Origin of the sequence: Pseudomonas sp. MPFS (assembly GCF_022537035.1) — a bacterium.
In the GTDB taxonomy this organism is placed as follows: Bacteria; Pseudomonadota; Gammaproteobacteria; order Pseudomonadales; family Pseudomonadaceae; genus Aquipseudomonas; species Aquipseudomonas sessilinigenes.
Genome location: NZ_CP066123.1, coordinates 6817523 through 6834286, shown reverse-complemented (window position 1 = coordinate 6834286; position 16764 = coordinate 6817523). Strand labels below are relative to the sequence as shown.

General features: G+C 53.2%; 13 protein-coding genes and 1 pseudogene. 10 read left to right on the top strand and 4 right to left on the bottom strand.

The window, feature by feature from the left end; translation table 11 throughout:
- Nucleotide 1 precedes the first annotated feature (1 nt).
- A complete protein-coding gene (locus I9018_RS31500) occupies nt 2-928 on the bottom strand; it encodes an ABC transporter six-transmembrane domain-containing protein (protein ID WP_225926547.1) in 927 nt (308 codons plus the stop codon).
- 113 nt (nt 929-1041) lie between these two features.
- Here I9018_RS31500 and I9018_RS31495 point away from each other — a divergent pair, with 113 nt between their 5' ends.
- A complete protein-coding gene (locus tag I9018_RS31495) occupies nt 1042-1647 on the top strand; it encodes a TetR/AcrR family transcriptional regulator (RefSeq protein ID WP_068577735.1) in 606 nt (201 codons plus the stop codon).
- On the opposite strand, the pseudogene I9018_RS31490 reads toward I9018_RS31495, so the two are convergent.
- Nucleotides 1626-2276: pseudogene (locus tag I9018_RS31490) on the bottom strand (ATP-binding protein); the annotation flags it as partial. The gene I9018_RS31495 and the pseudogene I9018_RS31490 overlap by 22 nt on opposite strands.
- A 114-nt stretch (nt 2277-2390) precedes the next feature.
- Between I9018_RS31490 and I9018_RS31485 the strand changes: the two are divergent.
- From I9018_RS31485 to I9018_RS31465, 5 genes are all read left to right on the top strand, one after another.
- Nucleotides 2391-3074 carry a heteromeric transposase endonuclease subunit TnsA gene (locus I9018_RS31485; RefSeq protein ID WP_241108329.1) on the top strand — a complete coding sequence of 228 codons (684 nt, stop codon included), beginning with the start codon at nt 2391-2393 and terminating at the stop codon, nt 3072-3074.
- Nucleotides 3074-4999 (top strand): Mu transposase C-terminal domain-containing protein, encoded by a 1926-nt coding sequence (locus I9018_RS31480; protein ID WP_241110212.1) that lies wholly within the window; start codon nt 3074-3076, stop codon nt 4997-4999. The genes I9018_RS31485 and I9018_RS31480 overlap by 1 nt, the downstream gene beginning before the upstream one ends.
- Nucleotides 4996-5883 (top strand): TniB family NTP-binding protein, encoded by an 888-nt coding sequence (locus tag I9018_RS31475; protein WP_241108328.1) that lies wholly within the window; start codon nt 4996-4998, stop codon nt 5881-5883. Before I9018_RS31480 ends, I9018_RS31475 begins: the two co-directional genes overlap by 4 nt.
- Nucleotides 5884-6365: 482 nt before the next feature.
- A complete protein-coding gene (locus tag I9018_RS31470; protein ID WP_241108327.1) occupies nt 6366-6956 on the top strand; it encodes a hypothetical protein in 591 nt (196 codons plus the stop codon).
- Nucleotides 6957-7539: 583 nt separating this feature from the next.
- Nucleotides 7540-8382: a hypothetical protein gene (locus I9018_RS31465; RefSeq protein ID WP_241108326.1), complete on the top strand. Its 843-nt coding sequence runs from the start codon at nt 7540-7542 to the stop codon at nt 8380-8382.
- A 12-nt stretch (nt 8383-8394) separates the two neighbouring features.
- On the opposite strand, the gene I9018_RS31460 is transcribed toward I9018_RS31465, so the two are convergent.
- Nucleotides 8395-10098, bottom strand: a complete 1704-nt coding sequence (locus I9018_RS31460; protein ID WP_241108325.1) for a hypothetical protein — start codon at nt 10096-10098, stop codon at nt 8395-8397.
- 426 nt (nt 10099-10524) lie between these two features.
- On the opposite strand from I9018_RS31460, the gene I9018_RS31455 reads away from it, so the two are divergent.
- Nucleotides 10525-10821: a hypothetical protein gene (locus I9018_RS31455; RefSeq protein WP_241108324.1), complete on the top strand. Its 297-nt coding sequence runs from the start codon at nt 10525-10527 to the stop codon at nt 10819-10821.
- An 81-nt stretch (nt 10822-10902) separates the two neighbouring features.
- Nucleotides 10903-11382, top strand: a complete 480-nt coding sequence (locus tag I9018_RS31450) for a hypothetical protein (protein WP_241108323.1) — start codon at nt 10903-10905, stop codon at nt 11380-11382.
- Nucleotides 11383-11753: 371 nt separating this feature from the next.
- Here the strand turns inward: I9018_RS31450 and I9018_RS31445 are convergent, their stop codons facing one another.
- Complete coding sequence (locus tag I9018_RS31445) at nt 11754-12524, bottom strand: hypothetical protein (RefSeq protein ID WP_241108322.1); 771 nt, start codon at nt 12522-12524, stop codon at nt 11754-11756.
- 835 nt (nt 12525-13359) lie between these two features.
- Here I9018_RS31445 and I9018_RS31440 point away from each other — a divergent pair.
- Both I9018_RS31440 and I9018_RS31435 read left to right on the top strand, forming a co-directional pair.
- Nucleotides 13360-15567 carry an ATP-binding protein gene (locus I9018_RS31440; protein ID WP_241108321.1) on the top strand — a complete coding sequence of 736 codons (2208 nt, stop codon included), beginning with the start codon at nt 13360-13362 and terminating at the stop codon, nt 15565-15567.
- Nucleotides 15567-16763 (top strand): hypothetical protein, encoded by a 1197-nt coding sequence (locus I9018_RS31435; protein ID WP_241108320.1) that lies wholly within the window; start codon nt 15567-15569, stop codon nt 16761-16763. The genes I9018_RS31440 and I9018_RS31435 overlap by 1 nt, the downstream gene beginning before the upstream one ends.
- Nucleotide 16764 lies beyond the last annotated feature (1 nt).

Here is a 16764-nt window from a genome sequence, read left to right as displayed (position 1 = left end):
TTCAGCGGGGCTCGGCGGTGTCGTCGAGTCCCGGGTCCACGCGCTTGCCGATATCCCGTAGGCGCGCCAGCTGGTCGACCATGCTCGGGGCCTCGTCGACGCTGCTGACGAAGGTCCACAGGTAAGTCATGACCGCATACACATGCCCGGCCTTGATCTCGGGCGACAGCGACAGCTGGGTGATGGCGATCACGAACAGCACCGCTGCCATGACGCCAAGAAACAGATAGGCCACCGCTTCCCGGTCCGATAGCCAGATCCGCAGCCGCGACAGCAACCGGTAATGACGCTGCAGGGATTGGGCACCCACTTTGGCGACCAGGCCGATTTCCTTTTCCAGGCGGTTGTTCAGGCGCTCGTGCAACTGCTGGTTGCGTCGGGCGAAGCGTGGCAGCAGGGTGATGCACAGCAGCAATGCCACCAGGCAGGCCAGGCCAATCCAGGGTTCGATCACCAAGAGCATCACCGCTGCGCCGATGATCGACACCAGGGCCGTGGCGATGATCGGTACGTGTTTCTCGAAGAAGTCGACGAACTCCCGGGCCAGCACCACTCGCGCTGCCGCGGTGGAGGTGTTCTGTTGCTGCTGGCGCTGGTTGAGGATCACCGGTACGGCCAGGTCCGCATAGATGCGAGTGAAGGTCCGGGTATCCACGGCACGCCGTGCTGCGCCGACGATCCAGAAGCCCAGCACCACCATGGCGTAGACCAGGGCATGGGTGGTATCGCCGCGCAGGATCGAGTCCACGGCGAACCCGGCGAACAGCGGGTAGGCCAGCAGCAGGGCGTTCTCCAGGGCCACCAGGGACAAGGTGACGAACAGTTTGCCCGGGTACGCGCGAGCGATGGCCTTGAGGGTCTGGCCAGCGGATTGCTGGCCGAGTTTCTGGGTTGGGTCCGCGATATTGGAACGGGTGACGACAGACATGACTGCACCACAAGTGTGATAACGGTTAATATTGAGCGAGTGCTCAATTATCTTTGAGCGACCGCTCAAAACGCAAGTGCCGTTCATTCCGGCGCCAAGAGGTCCAGCTACCGATGTCCCGTAACGACCGTAAGGAGCAGATCATCAGCGCTGCCCTGGAACTGTTTCACAGCAAGGGTTTCGCCGAGGTATCCACCCGTGACCTGGCCGAGCATGCCGGGTTGTCTCGCAGTCACATCTACCACTACTTCCGTGACTGGAAGGAGTTGCGCCGCGAAGCCTTCGTGCGGTTCGCCAATGGCCAGCTGGAGGCGGTGGCCGACCTGGTGCGCGATGCAGAGCCTGCACAGGCCCTGCGAATGTTCCTCCTCGATTGCCTGACGGCCTCCAGCAGCATCGGCTGGGGGCTGTGGCTCGACGCCTGGGATGAAGCGATGCACGACGCCGAACTGGCTGAGGTCTACCTGCAGATCAACGGCCAGTGGCAGGCACTGCTGGCATCGATCATCGCCAAGGGTGTCCAGGCTGAGGTGTTCCGTTGTGCCGATGCCGAACGGGCAGCCCGGCAGATCTTCGCCCAGACCATGGGGTACACCGATGACCTGTTGCTGCTGGCCTCCGGCGAAGCGGAACAGGCAGCGCTGGATGAGGTGATGGAAGTCGCCGGGCTGCTCCTGGGGTTTGCGACGCAGGCTCCTCAGCCACTTGCGAGCCGATAGTGCAGCGCCTCCGCCAGGTGTTCGCGGCCGATGACGCTGGCCTGCTCCAGGTCGGCCAGGGTCCGTGCCACCTTGAGCAGGCGGTGTGCCGCGCGCAGCGACAACCCCAGGTTCTCGCAGGCGCTTTCCAGCCAGCGCTCGTCGGCTGTGGATAACTTGCAATGACGACCCAGGCCGGGCAGATCGAGCAAGGCGTTGGCGCAACCCTGTCGTTGTAGCTGTCGCTCGCGGGCCCGGGCTACCCGGGCAGCGGCGCTGGCGCTGTCGTCGCCTGGCTGGGGGGTGGGATTCAGCGCGGTGGCTTCGCGAGCCACCGTCAAGTGCAGGTCGATGCGGTCCAGCAACGGGCCGGAGAGCTTGTTGCGATAACGCTGGATCTGTTCCGCTGTGCACCGGCAGCGACCGCTGGGTTCGCCCAGGTAACCACAAGGGCAGGGATTCATCGCCGCGACCAGTTGGAAGCGTGCTGGAAACTGCACCCGGTCACGGGCCCGGGCGATGACGATTTGCCCCGACTCCATGGGCTCGCGCAGTACTTCGAGGACCTTGCGGTCGAACTCCGGCAATTCATCGAGAAACAGCACCCCGTGATGCGCCAGGGTGATCTCCCCGGGCTGCGGTTTCGAGCCTCTGTAGGATTCCTAATTTACTGCGACACCGCCATACTTGAGACCTTGATACATCGGAACAGCATTCAGCAATAGCTGCGACGATAAACCTAAATAGCTGCGACGGTCCTACAAATGGTCGGAAATAGCCGCGATAAAACTAAACATGGTTCGGTTCGTCCCATCAAACCCACGAAACGAAGCGTCTCTGGAGTGTTTCCATTCCGCGGCGAAGGTGGCATCTCGTATGAATCCACGCTGGAGCGGGATTTCATTGTTCGAACTGAGTTCTCGAAGGATGTCCGCAGCATCACCTCGCAGCCGGTCAGCATTCCCTTCAGCAGCAACGGTCGCCTTTACAAATACACCCCAGATTTTCTCGTCCATTTTGATCTCGGAGATCGAAGCCTCGACAACTGGCCCAAGTCGTTGTTGGTTGAGGTGAAGCCAGAGGTCGATTGGCGCAAGAACTGGCGAGCCTGGTTTCCCAAGTGGAAGGCTGCTTGGCGATATGCAAATGAGCGGGGTTGGATTTTCCACATATATGACGAATCGAGAATTCGTGATACCGCGCTGCAGAACATCAAGTTTCTGGAGCGGTATGCACGGATGACTTTTGCGCCAGAAGACAGCGACTGGATCATCAACACTGTAAGGGAGATGGGTGTGGCTCCGGTCCACTACCTACTGGCATTGCATTCCTGCGATCGGTATCGAGGTGAGGGGATCAGTCATCTATGGCATCTCATCGCTACGCGAAGGCTGGCCTGTGACATACGTCTTCCGCTAAACAATTTCCTTGACGTTTGGGTGGCATGATGACGGACGACAATGCACTGGATGCCCAACTGACCCCATACGAGCCTGACAGGCTTCAGGTAATAATTGAGGTGGGGTCGGTCGTCGCTCATGGCGATTCTGCTTACCGGATTTCCCAGATCCTGGATTTTCGAACTGTGGTCGGGATTGAACTGGAGTCGGGTAAAGCTGCCGCGTTGCCAATTGAAGGCTTGCGCGCAATCAAGCGCGAGAAAGTCGAGGGGCTCTACGCCAATTACGATATCGCACTGATCGGCAGTGAGGACTGGGCCGAAGCACAGAGGCGCTTTGCCGCCATCGAGCCGCTTCTCGGAAGCGTAGTTATTGGTCGGCGAGACGTTGAAGCGAGAAGCGCCACGGTTGGTGTTGATGTCGCGACTTTGTATCGCTGGATCAAGCGTTACAGGGATTGGGGAGAGAAGCTCGCTCTTATTCCACGTAGGAGGGGATGGAAGGGAGGTAACTCACGCCTTTCAGATGAAGCCAACAAGATCATCGAGGATGTGATTCGTAATTTCTTCCTGAAAACTCATCGCCCAACGGTGTTGGCGACGATCAACAAAATAGTCGAAACCTGTGAAGCCGCGCAGATCCCCCCGCCTGGAGTGACTGCAATTCGTGCACGAATCAAAGGTGTACCCGACAAGGCTTACCTCCGTGGTCGAGGCTATGCGGAATTGGCTCGTAACAAGTATACGCCGACGCCTGGCTCGTTTCCGGGTGCGGACTATCCCCTTGCCGTTGTGCAAATCGACCACACTCCGATGGATATCATCTTGGTTGATGATGTTCATAGGCGTCCTATCGGTAGGGTGTGGATTACCTTCGCGATTGACGTCTTTTCCCGAATGATAACGGGCTACTACCTATCACTGGATGCCCCTGCCGGAATATCGGTGGCAATGTGCGTTGCTCATTCCATTCTGCCTAAGGAAAACTGGCTGATTGCTCATGGGGTCGACGGAGAATGGCCGGTTTGGGGGATACCCAAAATTTTGCATGCCGATAACGGTCCCGATTTTCAGAGCGAGGACGTCAAACGATCGTGCTCCAACATCGGCATCGAAAATCAGTTTCGCCCCGTGAAGCGCCCCCGCTACGGAGCCCATATTGAGCGCCTGATGGGAACGTTCGCGCAAACCTTGAAAGACATGCCTGGAAGGACCTACAGCAATCAAGCTGATCGCGCGGGCTACGACTCCGAGAAGCATTCGGCGCTAACCTTCGACGAGTTCGAAACGTGGCTGATTAGAGAGATTTTGATCTACAACGAGGAATATCACTCGAAAATCTACATGAGCCCTAGCCGGAAGTGGCACATTGGGATTTTTGGCAACTCCGACCAGGATCCTCTGGTTGGTATCCCGCCGAGGCCAACTGATCCTTTCACACTGCAAAGGGACTTTCTGCCCTCCTTTGATCGTACCGTTCAGCATTACGGTGTCCAGATCGACCTAATGTATTACTCCGAAGCTTTGCGGCCATGGATCAATGCGAAGGATAAGGACACAGGAAAAGCGCGGACATTTGTCTTCCGTCGCGATCCTCGAGACATCAGTTACATCTGGTTTTTCGACCCGTTACTCAAACAATACTTCAAGGTCCCAGCGTCGAACCAGGCCTTTCCTGCCGCCAGTATTTTCGAGTTCAAAGCCGCGAAGAAGCGTGCGGTCGATGAAGGGCATGCCTCTATAAACGAGCTGCTGATCAAACGCTACATTTTGGAGAACCGGGAACTCGTCGCGAATGCTGAGGCTCATACGACTAAGACTAGACGCCAGGCCCAGCGCAACCGAAACCATGCTAAGGGCAAGACTCCGGCTGAGCCAAGCCCGCAGAAGACCAAGATCGCGCCTGCCCCAACGAGCGGCTTCGAGAACATGGTGATCGATGGTGATCTAGAAGGGTTCGGGGATATTTCATGACTCAGTACAATCATATCCATCCGGAATTTCGGCCCGTCATGCTTAAGCCCACTCAGGGGCGCATCGATTTTCTCTACGAGCAGCGCTGGATTGGCTATCCCTCTGCTCAGAAGTTAATCGACCTCATGCACCATCTGATGACAGTCCCCAAGCGTCCCAGGATGCCTAACCTGTTAGTTGTCGGTAGTCCCAACCACGGCAAGACAACTGTTATTGATCGTTTTGTAAAGCTGCACGGTACAGGTTATTTGGACACTGACGGCGAGTCAGTTAAACCTGTCATCTCGATCGAGGCACCTCCTTCTGCTGATGAGCGCTCACTTTACTGCGCCATCCTAGAGGAGTTCTGGACACCCTATAGACCAACGGATGTGGTCCCGAAGCTTCGCTTTCAGGTGATTCACCAAATGCGTGAAAATCATGTGAGGTTGTTCATCATTGACGAGTTTCATTCCATGCTGGCAGGGACGGCGATTAAGCAGCGGGAGATTATGAACGTCATCAAGTTGCTCTGTAATGAGCTCATGATTCCTGTGGTTGGTGTTGGCACCGAAGATGCTGTAAGGGTTCTTCACACGGATCCCCAACATGCCAGCAGGTTCGATGTTTTCACTCTGCACAATTGGGCGTTGAACGTTGAGTTTCAACGCTTTCTGAAAGGGTTTGAATCCGTGTTGCCGCTGCAACAGCCCTCAGGGCTAGCTCATCCCGATTTGGCCAATCGGCTGCACGCGATCTCGGAGGGGAATACCGGTAATCTGCACAGGCTACTGATTGAGTGCGCTACGGAAGCAATTCACTCGGGCAAGGAAAAAATCGACGTAGATATCATCCAGAGCAAGTCATGGGTCCAGCCTACTCGTGGCATCCGCAAATTGCTGTAGTCAATCCACGGTGGCCCAAAGCGCAGAGTCTGCTGGCGGATGAGCTTCTATCTTCCTGGCTCATCCGCAACGCGTTTGCGCATGGTTGCTCACCCATGTCACTCACCGGAAGTATCTGGCCCGGCTGGAGATGTTGGACCCTTGATCTGGACCGTGGGGCCCCTGACAGAAAGCTTTTGCCTCTGTCGAAAATGACAGGGATAGCTGTTTCGGACATCTATTCGTCAACACTCCGTCCCATCGCTCAGGTACTAAACCCGGCGCTTGATCACCACAAAGGTATGTGGCCGTGGATTCTTGGGCTCGGAACCCGCAACCGTCGCCACTCCGGTGGATTGCAGTGCTGTCCTCTTTGCTTAGCTGAAGGTGTTCCTTACTACCGGCTATCCTCGCGACTGGTTTGGCACACATGCTGTGAAAAGCATCAGATGAGGCTTATCGACAGATGTCCTGAGTGCGGGGCGCCGTTAGAGCCGCACCTGTTGGAGCAGGTAGATTCGGATTGCGGACATTGTCATCGCTGTCGCACGTCCTTCAGTTCTCATTCTGATTTTCTGGGATTTGCCGCCGGAGCTCTCGCCTTTCAGCGTGCAGCTGATGGCGTGATGCATGGTCTGGCATCTGGCGAAGATACCAACTGTGATCCTGGCGAGTGGTTTTATCGGGCGCGCTTTATCGTCAGCATACTGAGGGTTGCAGCTGTGAACGGCTCAAAACCGTTTGCGGCTTTTTTGGAGGCCTTCCATCTCGGTGTTGTTGAACGACCAGATTCTGGCCTCCCCATTGAGTTGCTCTCCGTTGGGGACAGAATGGATCTGCTGTCGGCGACTTGGAAAGTCATGGATATGGGGGAACATCAACTGAACGACGCTATCGCGGCTTGCTTACTACCTCAGCATTCCGTACCGATACCGGCTGGTGAGATTCCAGCATCTCTGCAAGCGGCGCTGGAGGCGCTTCCGGTAGGTAAGCCCAGGAAAAGAACAGCAATTGGGTTTCGCTCCCCAGCTTCACAACACACCGTTGCCAAGCTGTGGGCAAGGTTAAAAAGAAAGGTCCAGCGGGATGATTGAAAGTCAAAAGCAGGGGGACAGCTGTTGTTCGGCCTGCCACAAGCCGATGCAAAGAGCTCATCGGGTGTACTTGTTCCAACGCTACTGCAACAACTGCTATGCCAGGCTATTCAAGCCTAAGCTTTGCCCAGGCTGTGGAAATAGAGCGCGCTTGCCGACTTTTCTTCCCGATGCAGTCTGTCATTCCTGTGTCACCTCTGTTCCCTGCATGCGGTGTGAACGCGTAGGTCGGCCCGTGGGTAGGATCACACCTGAAGGAATAGCTTGTAATTCCTGCGCTCATTACTTTACTGAGCCCCGTCACTGTGAGGTGTGCAACGACCTCTCAACCAGACTCAGCAAAAAGATCATCGACAATCAGGAAATGCGTTGCTGCCCAAAATGTGCGAGCAACGCTGAAACGTGTCCAAGCTGTAGGCGATATAGGGTTCTGATTGATGGGCGTGATGGCGTCAGGGAGTGTCACCGTTGTACACGTCTGGGGGAGATCGAGTGCAGAAGCTGTGGCGAACTTTCGCCTGCAGGTTACGGGTCTGAATGTGAAAGGTGTCGAGACCGTAGAACTTTCTACAAGCGCTTGCAGATGAATGTGCAGGCACTGAGTCGTGATGTCTTCCGGGAAGCTTATTCGGAGTATGGGAAGTGGCTGATCGAAAAGATCGGGCCGAAGAGGGCCGCTCTGCTGATCAATCGCCATTTGAAGAGCTTTGTGGAGATGAATGCACAGTGGCTTGTCCTGCCGACCTATCAGCAGTTGCTTGAGGTAAAGGGTGCACTGTGGATCCGACGCGCTCAACTCCCCATGCAGTGGATGATTGAAGAGCGCGGAATGCATGTTGATGAGGCGCTAAAGGAGGACGTCACGGAAACGCACAGAATTGAAGCCATTGTGGCCTCCATGTCGTCAGAAGATGGGCAAAAATTGCTTCGGCGATATCGTGTCCACCTCGAATCGAAGCCCAATAAACGAGCTAACTCGTTGAGGTCTGTTCGCATGGGTATGCGCAGCGCCGCAAACCTCGTGCTGGCGAGCGAAGCTGCCGGTCGCCCAATGCCGTCTTCTGAGTCTTTGCGATCACTGCTGGCTGAAACGCCTGGAGTGGCAGCCTCGTTGGCAAGCTTCATCAGCTTTCTGAACGCGTCGTATCAGCTGTCGATCGTGTTTCCCAAAGACAATCGGGATGCCATCAAACTCAGGCGCAAGCGTGCTGAGCTGGTGCTCAAAGTGTTGATGGGCGAGGCAGCCAGTGGAGTCGATGTGCTCGATCGCTGGCCGGCAGCTGCATTGGGTTACTTCCATGGCGTGACCAAGGTCAGCAAGAAAGGTATAGCCCTGACCAATGACCCCGAAAAAAACGGTCTGGTGGTCACGCTGAAAGGCAAGGAATACTGGATTCCGCTGCCGTCGACCGCTCAGATCGAGTGAAATCATAAGCCCTTATGCAGGACCAATCAGGCCGCGCAAATTGTTCAATATCACTTTTTTAAAGGGCTCCGGTCCGTCGTCGCGAGGGCGGTGAACGAAGGTCGCATGTGGATAGTTGGACATCGTTGTATCTTTGATTCGACCATCATGCCTAAGGATGTTCTGAAATATCACACCTAACTCAAGATCGGCATCGATCTTCCGGGTGGGAAGCATAACCATCAGACCTCGGTAGCCATCTTCATAGTGTTTGATAGTTCCATCATCGGTGGTGGAGCTCCGTGGTTTGCGGAAGATCTCCAGGATATAGACGTGCCTCCCGGCAACAGTCATCCGGATAACGAAAATGCGTTTTGGCGCTCGTTTGAAGGCTCCATCTTTTCCAGGCGGCACGGCCGAGATGTATTCATAGGCTGGCACGCCCTCCGTCTGAAAACCCGCATGCCTCGTATACCAGCCTGCCTCACTGATGTACCCACCAAGGGTGACTGACAGGCTGATGCAGGTTTGCCACATTTGGGCGAGACTGCCTTCAGGAACTGCTTCTGGGGAAACAAATTCGGATTTGCCGCCGCCTTGGCCGTTCCCTCGAGCATCCCCTGGGGCGAGGGTATTGCGATCACTGCCGGGTATAGCGTCGCCTCGTCGCCCGGATACCACCTCTTTCCTGCGGATGATTTTTCGTCTTGTGCCAAGCGTTCTGAACGGAGGGTTATGCACTATCCGGGGGGTATCGCTGTCAGGCGCTTCATCGTCAATGAGCGACACGACGACATTTGATGACCCTGGTGGAGGGTTTTGTGTATAGGGGCGCCTGCCATCTTCTGTTTCAGTCCCGCCCTCTGCAGCATAATTTTGACGCTCGACGATGATGGGCTGGCCGTCTGGTTGACTCATCCCTTCAACGTTGAGCAGAAGAAAGGTATTGGCGTTTAACCAGTAACCTCGGCCTTCAATGGTTGGAAAGCCCTTAAACCAGGGCTCGACTTTAATGAATGCTTTTTTACCGGGCTTGAATTCCGCTTGTAGTCTTTTATGCAGGCGCTCGCACACGTCATTGGTGTACTCATCGAATATGGCGTGCGCCAGAAACGGAGCTTCACGGGACGAAACTCTGCGCTTGAGTTTGAGTATCCACGCCTCGGGGTCTGAATCGACTCCATACAGATATCGCTTTTGAATTTCCTCAAGCCCATACGTTGCGAGCAGCCAGTTCGTTTCTGAGCTGTGTCCGTAGCAACGAGTGAGAAACTCCAGGCAGGGTACCAAGATGGTTTTGCCGCCCTCTGCTCTCATCTGGATGAGCCAGCTCCCGCTGGGCCGTACTGCAAGAGAACTCAGGTAAGACTCAAGCAATCCCGTCGACTCAGCCGTCACCCAGTCCCACGTCCCAGGATTGAGGTTCACTACTGTCGGCTCCAGAGTCTCCATCCTGATCTCACCGATCAGCCTGCCATTTTTCCACACGCTTCCCGGCCTGAGACTTCCCAAGTGAGAAATTGCGGCATCCATTTTCCTTGTAGACCCTAATACGCCGTCTGGGTGAATTGTCTTCAGAATCACCTCTGCCAGAGGAACGGTATTAGGGGTGTGATTTTTGGCCAAGCCTCCGTGCCAACACACCACGAGTGTGCCGCCCGCTTTATCAAGCGGATCACCAAAATGAAGGTTACTTGACCCGATTCTGGGCTTGCTGATTTTGCGAGGGTCTAGCATGAATACGCTCGAGCCAGAGACAGACAAAGATGCTTGGAAGAACTCGGGTTCTGATCGGCTCGCTCGAAGCGTCGTCGTTGTATCGGCGGATATCGAGTATCTTGAATACCAATGTCGTTTGGGCTCTGAACACCACTGGGCACCTCTTCAGCGGCGTTTGAATCATACCGGCAATTGAGGCCATCGATACGTATTCCACAGTTAGGAAATTGCACCCTATTCGCCACTCATTCGCATTTCACGTGACCGTTCCAGATGTCAGCAGAGCGGGAGAAGATCAGTTCGCTTTGGGAGGCATGTGGCTGAGGTTGATAGTTAGTCGAAGAGTGCGAAAATCTCCTCCCCTCTAATCCTGTCGACAGGGCTTCTCTGAAACCCATGCCAAGCCTAGACTCAAGCGCTCTGGGGAATGTCAGAGAGACACGTATGCAGTACCAACGAGCGGAAGAGCTAGAAAGGGAGTTCGGCGTCCTGATTGGACTGATGGCCGAAATGATCACAGCCCAGGCAGAGCAGTACGACCCGACAGTCGATATCCCGAAGTGGATGTTCAGTCAGCATGATTTGTCCAAGAAGCTTTTTCGGCACATGTGCTCGGTGCGTACTCTTCTAGAGCCTTCGCCATTTCGTAACGAGACGATCCCGCCTCACAGCTTCATCGATCACTCATCAATGGCAGTGCTGACGCGCTCTGCGCTCGAAAACTACCTGGTGATGACCTGACTTCTCAGTGGCAGCAATGAATCGTTGCGAGAGTTCAGGCATAACGTGTGGGAGTACTGCGGCTGGAAGAAGCGAAGCAAGATGGCTGCGACCACAAATGAAGCACGGGAAGTCCGCCAGAAGGCTGAGGCGGATGCAGCGGCGCTGTGGCCGGCTATTCATGGCTCGCCGTACTACCAAGGATATACAGCCCCACAGCAAGATCGACTCCGCAAAGGAAGTTGGGATGTAGGTTGGCATTGGAACGATTTGGCCGTGGAAGCAGGGCTGCACAAGACCTATTTCACCTCCTACTACCCACTCCTTAGCGGCCATGTGCACAGCGATTTCATTGGTGTACTGCAGAATAGCCAAGCGATCCACCTCGCCGATCAGTACATGCTGGGCTCGGGAAATCTGCAGGTGATTCTGATGTTGATCGGGCATTTCGCTCACCATTACGCGAGCCTCTTCCCTCCTGCCAATACGGTGTTACTCAACGCAGGAGTCGCCCGAGAAGCCGCTGAAAAGTGGAACTTCAGGGCAGAGGACATGGACTTCCTCTATCAACCAGACCCCTGATGAGCCACGAGTAGTTACGTCCATCCTGCGGTCAGAAGGCGGTTGGCGTTTTCCTCGCGTCGGGCCTATTAGTCTCTTGGTCTTGTCCAGGCTCAATCGTGGCGACCTCATACCTATGGTGCAGTCGATACCGGCAGGCAGTCGACTCTCTCAAATGATCCAGGCGAATCATAGCTGGGTCGCACACACGATGCTTTTGCTCTGAGCCACTTACCAATGATGCTTGGTTGCGCCGCAACGCGCATGTCTGGTCAGATCAAATGCAAATGACTGGTCAAGCGACTGCAATTACAAAGCAGTAATGTAGCACCGCTGCGGGCGTTGCTTCAGAGGTAGCTGAGTTGCTCTGTTGGCATTTGTCGGCGTTGGATCTACTTAGATTCCCAGCTATTACGGGGGTGCAAATGGCGTGTCAGAAAACGTACTGGCCATCCCCATCTCCGTAGTAGCCATCGACCAACCCAAGATTTGCTGTGAGTCCATTGATCAATGTCTCGGAGTTCACAGAGGCTGCTAACGCCGATCTCTCGTTCAAATTGCAGGTCATAGTGAAAGGCTTTCCAAGGCTGGAGCATATTCTGATAGCGCTCTGGAACGGAAAGCGCTCCGACGTTTTCAGCGGTGAACGCTCCATCTACGACATCCAACCCGGTTATGGATTTGTCCCAGTTATGCAGGGTAAATCCGAAGGCCATGTAAAACCGATTACGCTGCTCACGATCTTTTGTCGTTTCTGCATCGACGCGAGATAGCGTACCTGGATCAATCGTGTAATCGTCAACTCGCTGCTTCTTGAGCCATGTGAGCACGCATGACATCAGAGATGGTCCCAAGCGGATGCCCTGTGTTCCCATGATTAACTCGCCGGTAGGTCCAATTTTGATTTGTTTCGTCACATGGCAAAGGGTGACCGAGACAGAGTTATGATATGGATGAAAGTCGCCTGTGATGGCGTGATCATGCGTCGCTCGGGCGCGAAAAAACTCATATTGCCCTTGTTGGCTAGAGTTTAGAGAAGTCCTGACGTGTTCGGTGATGACTGGTATGACCTTTCGAAAACTCCCAACCTGATATTCAAAGATGAACATATGCTTCACTTGACACAGCAGCTCAAGTTGGTGTGACACATCTTTCATGGACATGAAGCATTTCCTTGGTAGCCCAGGTAAATTCAATGTCGGTGTGATCATAAAGCGCTAATACCTGGCTGGTCATCAGTGCGGATAGCCTTTGAGTGATCACTCGTTTCATAGGTGCCTTGAGTGGTCAATCGCGAGCCAACGCTGCATTGATTCAATATTCACGTGCGATGTCATGGACGTGATGTCCCTCATCCCCTGTGGGTGACATCGAAGACGTCCTACGCATCTCTGGTGCGTAGAGAGTGCCGCGATTAACTATGGGCGTCTCGCCGAGCTTTCAGGGAGCGGAGGTAAGATGCGTGTTCGGCGTGGGAGGAAAGCCTGGTAGGTATGCAGCGGCGGGCATTGAAAAGGGCAGTGCAGGCAGCACCGCCCATATGTCCTTTTGTATCGGGTTACGAGCTACATCCAGCTCGCATTTTGGGCTTAGTCATCGTCAGCATCGACTTCGCCAGTGCCTCCGCAGTTAGTGCACTCGCCCATATCAATAGTCTCGCCGATCGCTCCGACCTGTCCGATGATGCGTATTTGTGCTGTGACATATGGCGTGTCGAAGAAATTGCGGTTTAATGGCTATTTGGCATCGGGTTATCGTCCTAAGCGAATTAGCGCAGGTTCTTGGTCGGTTTGAGGGAAGTGAAAAAGCAACGACGGTCCCTCCACCATTGCTCTGAAAATTTGTATGGGGAGGCGCGGTGGCGCTGTGATGGAAGCCCCGTAAGCGTCGATATGGACGTATGTCAGCTCAGCCGCTTACTGTGGTTAGATAGCCCACAATCGCATACAAGCCGAATCTATATTTCCAAGCCAGTTGCCACATCCAGGGATGAGCAAAATGTCTAAAACTGTTCAAACGCCAACCGGCCCGGCGCTCGGGGTTCCCAACTTCGAGGAATTCACCGTGGACGCGGCGCTGCTCAGAGAATTGGGTGAGCGGCTGGTGGGCAAACCCCATATCGCGCTTGCGGAGCTTGTGAAGAACTGTTACGACGCTGATGCCACGGAGGTGACCCTTAGATTTTCCTCGGATTCAATCACTGTTATTGATAATGGTGATGGGATGTCGCATGAAGAGTTCAAGCGCTATTGGCTGCGTATTGGTACGACGCACAAGCAAAATATGATGCGCACTGCGAGGAATCGTCCTATCACGGGTTCTAAAGGAATCGGACGACTATCCGTACAGTTTCTGGGGGATAAGGTAGAGGTAACCTCACGGAGCAAAGATAACACCGGACAATTCATTGCTAGTGTTGATTGGACAGGTGCTCGAGAGGCAGGCGATTTGGTCAAGGCTGGCGCCAGTGTTACCAAGCTCCCATCGTTGTCCCTGATTGGAGGAAAGTACGAGAAAGGGACCTCGGTAAAGATAAGTAATCTGAAAAAAATTTGGTATGCGAGCGATTTACAGGAGTTGGCGAAGGAGCTTTGGTTTCTCAAACCACCGGCCGATCTTCTTGAATCTGAGAATCCAGATGAAGTGCCTGACGTTTTTGATATCAAGCTTGATGGGGTCACGAAAGCAGCGCTAGACGCGTTTACTGATCAAATGGATCAAGCGCTCGAAAATTGGATCGCCATAATTGAGGGCGGGCTTCAGAACGGTCGAAGCGGGGGACTGAATGAAGTTACCGTCACTTTTCGGGGTGGTGACACTTTCACGGCGACCTATTTAACCAAATCGCAGTCGCTGGATCAGGTGCAGTTTAAAATATATATTTTTAAATTGTCTGGCAAACAGTCTGGCGGGGTCGCAGTAGGTGATGCGCGAAATTACTTCAAGAAATATGGAGGCGTGCACATCTATGATAACGGATTCAGGCTGCCATTTTATGGTGGTGACGAACAAGACTGGCTGCAACTCGAAATTGCGCACTCGCATCGACTAAATAGATCGGAGCTTTTGCCCACATTTTTGCAGGTGCAAAGTGGCCTAAACGATCTTCCCACCAATTCGCGTATATTCGGGATTGTCAGGATTTCGACATCGCACGAGCGCGTTGCTGCAGGCGAAGTAGAAATAGCCAAGGGAAGGTATTTGAATGTTCAAGTAACACGAGATCGACTCATCGATAACGACGCATTCGAAGAGCTACAGCACAGCGTGCGATGGGCTATGGATTTTTATGCGATGCGTTCTTATGAGCGCCGCCAGCGAGAAATTGCCTCTAGGCGCCTCGAGATTCCGGACACCGAAGAAAAAGTCTCTGAAATTCGAAAGAAACTTTTCCAGATAGCTCTTGACGCTCCCTCAGATTTGGCGAATGAGATTGATGCGGTCTCCAGTCACTTTGAAGAGTTAGAAGAGCTTGAGGCGCAGCGAAAGTCGGCCTTTGAAGAAGAACGGGTTCTGTTGGCTGCTTTAGCAACTACGGGCATGGCTGCTATCGCCATGGAGCATGAGATGCACAAGGAGCTCACGATTCTCAATGATATACGTGAGCGCTTAAACGAAGGCGGTAATGTATTGAATGAGCCTGAGTTCCTCGAAACGCTAAATTCATGGGCGGAAAGAGCTGCGAATGCTCGGAAGTTGTTTTCTCCTTTAATGCATGAATCTGATCGTGAAAAGCGAAATGCTTATAGTGGTCGCAAGCTATTCGCAAAAATTGTGGATAACTCCGAGGTGCTTTTGCGTGGTGTAGAGATAACAAATGACATTCCGGAGTCTCTAAAATTACCTCCTGCAACGTTAGCGGCTTGGAACGCAATACTTCAAAATGTCTTAATTAATGCAGTAAACGCAATGTTGGATTCCGACCTGAGGCGTATAAATTGCACAGGCGAACGATATGAGTCGGGGGGAGTTCTCTACGTTTCTGATACGGGCGTGGGTGTTCGCCTTAGTGATAGTGCCGATTTGTTCAAGCCTTTCATCAGACGCCTCGAAATTCCGGACGAGCGTAAAGCGCTTGGAATGGGAGGGATGGGGATTGGCCTGACTATTGTGAAAATGGTCGCAGATTCGCTAGATTGTACGGTTTCCTTTGTGGATCCTTTTCCCGGCTACAAGACCTCGTTCAAAATTGAGTGGAGTGAGTGATGCGAGTATTAATTCTGGATGATGAAACTCCTCGCGCTACAGTATGGAAGAAAAGTCTGGATGCGTTAGTTGGCGGTGAAGTTGTCGTGTACGATGCTGGGCAGGTATCCAATTTGATAGGAGAGCTGCATCGGGCACGTTTTAATTCAAGAAATGGTGATTATAAACCAGCTAGCAGCTTGGAAGGTTATGATCTGATTATCGTAGATTATGATTTGCTGGGTTTGGAAATGGAGCGACCGGCAGCTTGGGCGACAGGTGCAGAGCTCGCTTACAGTATCCGTTTGATGTCAACTGTTGGTCCGATAGTAGTAGTGAACCAATTCGGTACGAATGCATTTGATCTAACTATGCGGAGAGGGATTTCATCATATGCTGATCTTGATGTTGGTAGCGCTCAGATAACAGCGTCAGGTTTGTGGAGTTCCGATGGGTTTGCTGGATTTCGTCCTTGGCATTGGCCAAATTTACATGAGGAAGTGACGCGGTTTGAAAATTTAAATGCGTTCGTGCTGAAGCATTTAGATAGCCCTGTCTTGAGCGTATTGAATTTTGAGCTTGAAGATTCTGATGCCTGGAATTTTATAAGCTACGAAATGGTTTCATTTCTTGGGGTGGGGCAGCAAAAAAAGGAAACAACCTTCCGAGAAATGGTTAAGGGGAATGCTGGATTAAGGGTGTTCAATATTCTTGAAAAGGATGAAAAACTGATTAGCAGTTTGCCAGATGAGCAAGCTGCTCGTATAGCCGCAGCTATTTTAATACATTGGCTAGAAAAGGTAGTTCTTCCTTCCCAAGAAGTCATTGCGGATGTGCCGCATCTAAGCATGCAGCTGCCTTGGATTGTTGAGGATTTTTCCAATCCTCAAGCATGGGCTGATCTATGTTCTCTGGGCGATGCCCATATACCTAAATTCCTGATCCCGTATAAAGTGGAACCAGAGTGTTTGTTCTCTCGGCCTACGTTCTGGGCTGAGCGAGCGCGTCGTGACTCTCAGTTTCCTGATAAATTTGAGTTCTCGAAACTTCCTAACATCCAGTTCTGTGAGGATGTTTCACGGTTCGTTCCTGAAGATCAAGCGTCTAGCTTTCCGAGTGATGTCATAGCATTCGATAAAAAACGTTGGGTAGAAATACCAAAAAGCAGTGGTACCTCAACGGTGAACTATGAGCCGCAATCTTATCTTTTGATGTAAG

Bases quoted from the DNA above. Each gene is read 5' to 3' on its own strand.
- I9018_RS31500 (WP_225926547.1), bottom strand. From the start codon at position 928: ATGTCTGTCGTCACCCGTTCCAATATCGCGGACCCAACCCAGAAACTC.
- I9018_RS31495 (WP_068577735.1), top strand. From the start codon at position 1,042: ATGTCCCGTAACGACCGTAAGGAGCAGATCATCAGCGCTGCCCTGGAA.
- I9018_RS31485 (WP_241108329.1), top strand. From the start codon at position 2,391: ATGGTCGGAAATAGCCGCGATAAAACTAAACATGGTTCGGTTCGTCCC.
- I9018_RS31480 (WP_241110212.1), top strand. From the start codon at position 3,074: ATGACGGACGACAATGCACTGGATGCCCAACTGACCCCATACGAGCCT.
- I9018_RS31475 (WP_241108328.1), top strand. From the start codon at position 4,996: ATGACTCAGTACAATCATATCCATCCGGAATTTCGGCCCGTCATGCTT.
- I9018_RS31465 (WP_241108326.1), top strand. From the start codon at position 7,540: ATGAATGTGCAGGCACTGAGTCGTGATGTCTTCCGGGAAGCTTATTCG.
- I9018_RS31460 (WP_241108325.1), bottom strand. From the start codon at position 10,098: ATGCTAGACCCTCGCAAAATCAGCAAGCCCAGAATCGGGTCAAGTAAC.
- I9018_RS31455 (WP_241108324.1), top strand. From the start codon at position 10,525: ATGCAGTACCAACGAGCGGAAGAGCTAGAAAGGGAGTTCGGCGTCCTG.
- I9018_RS31450 (WP_241108323.1), top strand. From the start codon at position 10,903: ATGGCTGCGACCACAAATGAAGCACGGGAAGTCCGCCAGAAGGCTGAG.
- I9018_RS31445 (WP_241108322.1), bottom strand. From the start codon at position 12,524: ATGTCCATGAAAGATGTGTCACACCAACTTGAGCTGCTGTGTCAAGTG.
- I9018_RS31440 (WP_241108321.1), top strand. From the start codon at position 13,360: ATGTCTAAAACTGTTCAAACGCCAACCGGCCCGGCGCTCGGGGTTCCC.
- I9018_RS31435 (WP_241108320.1), top strand. From the start codon at position 15,567: ATGCGAGTATTAATTCTGGATGATGAAACTCCTCGCGCTACAGTATGG.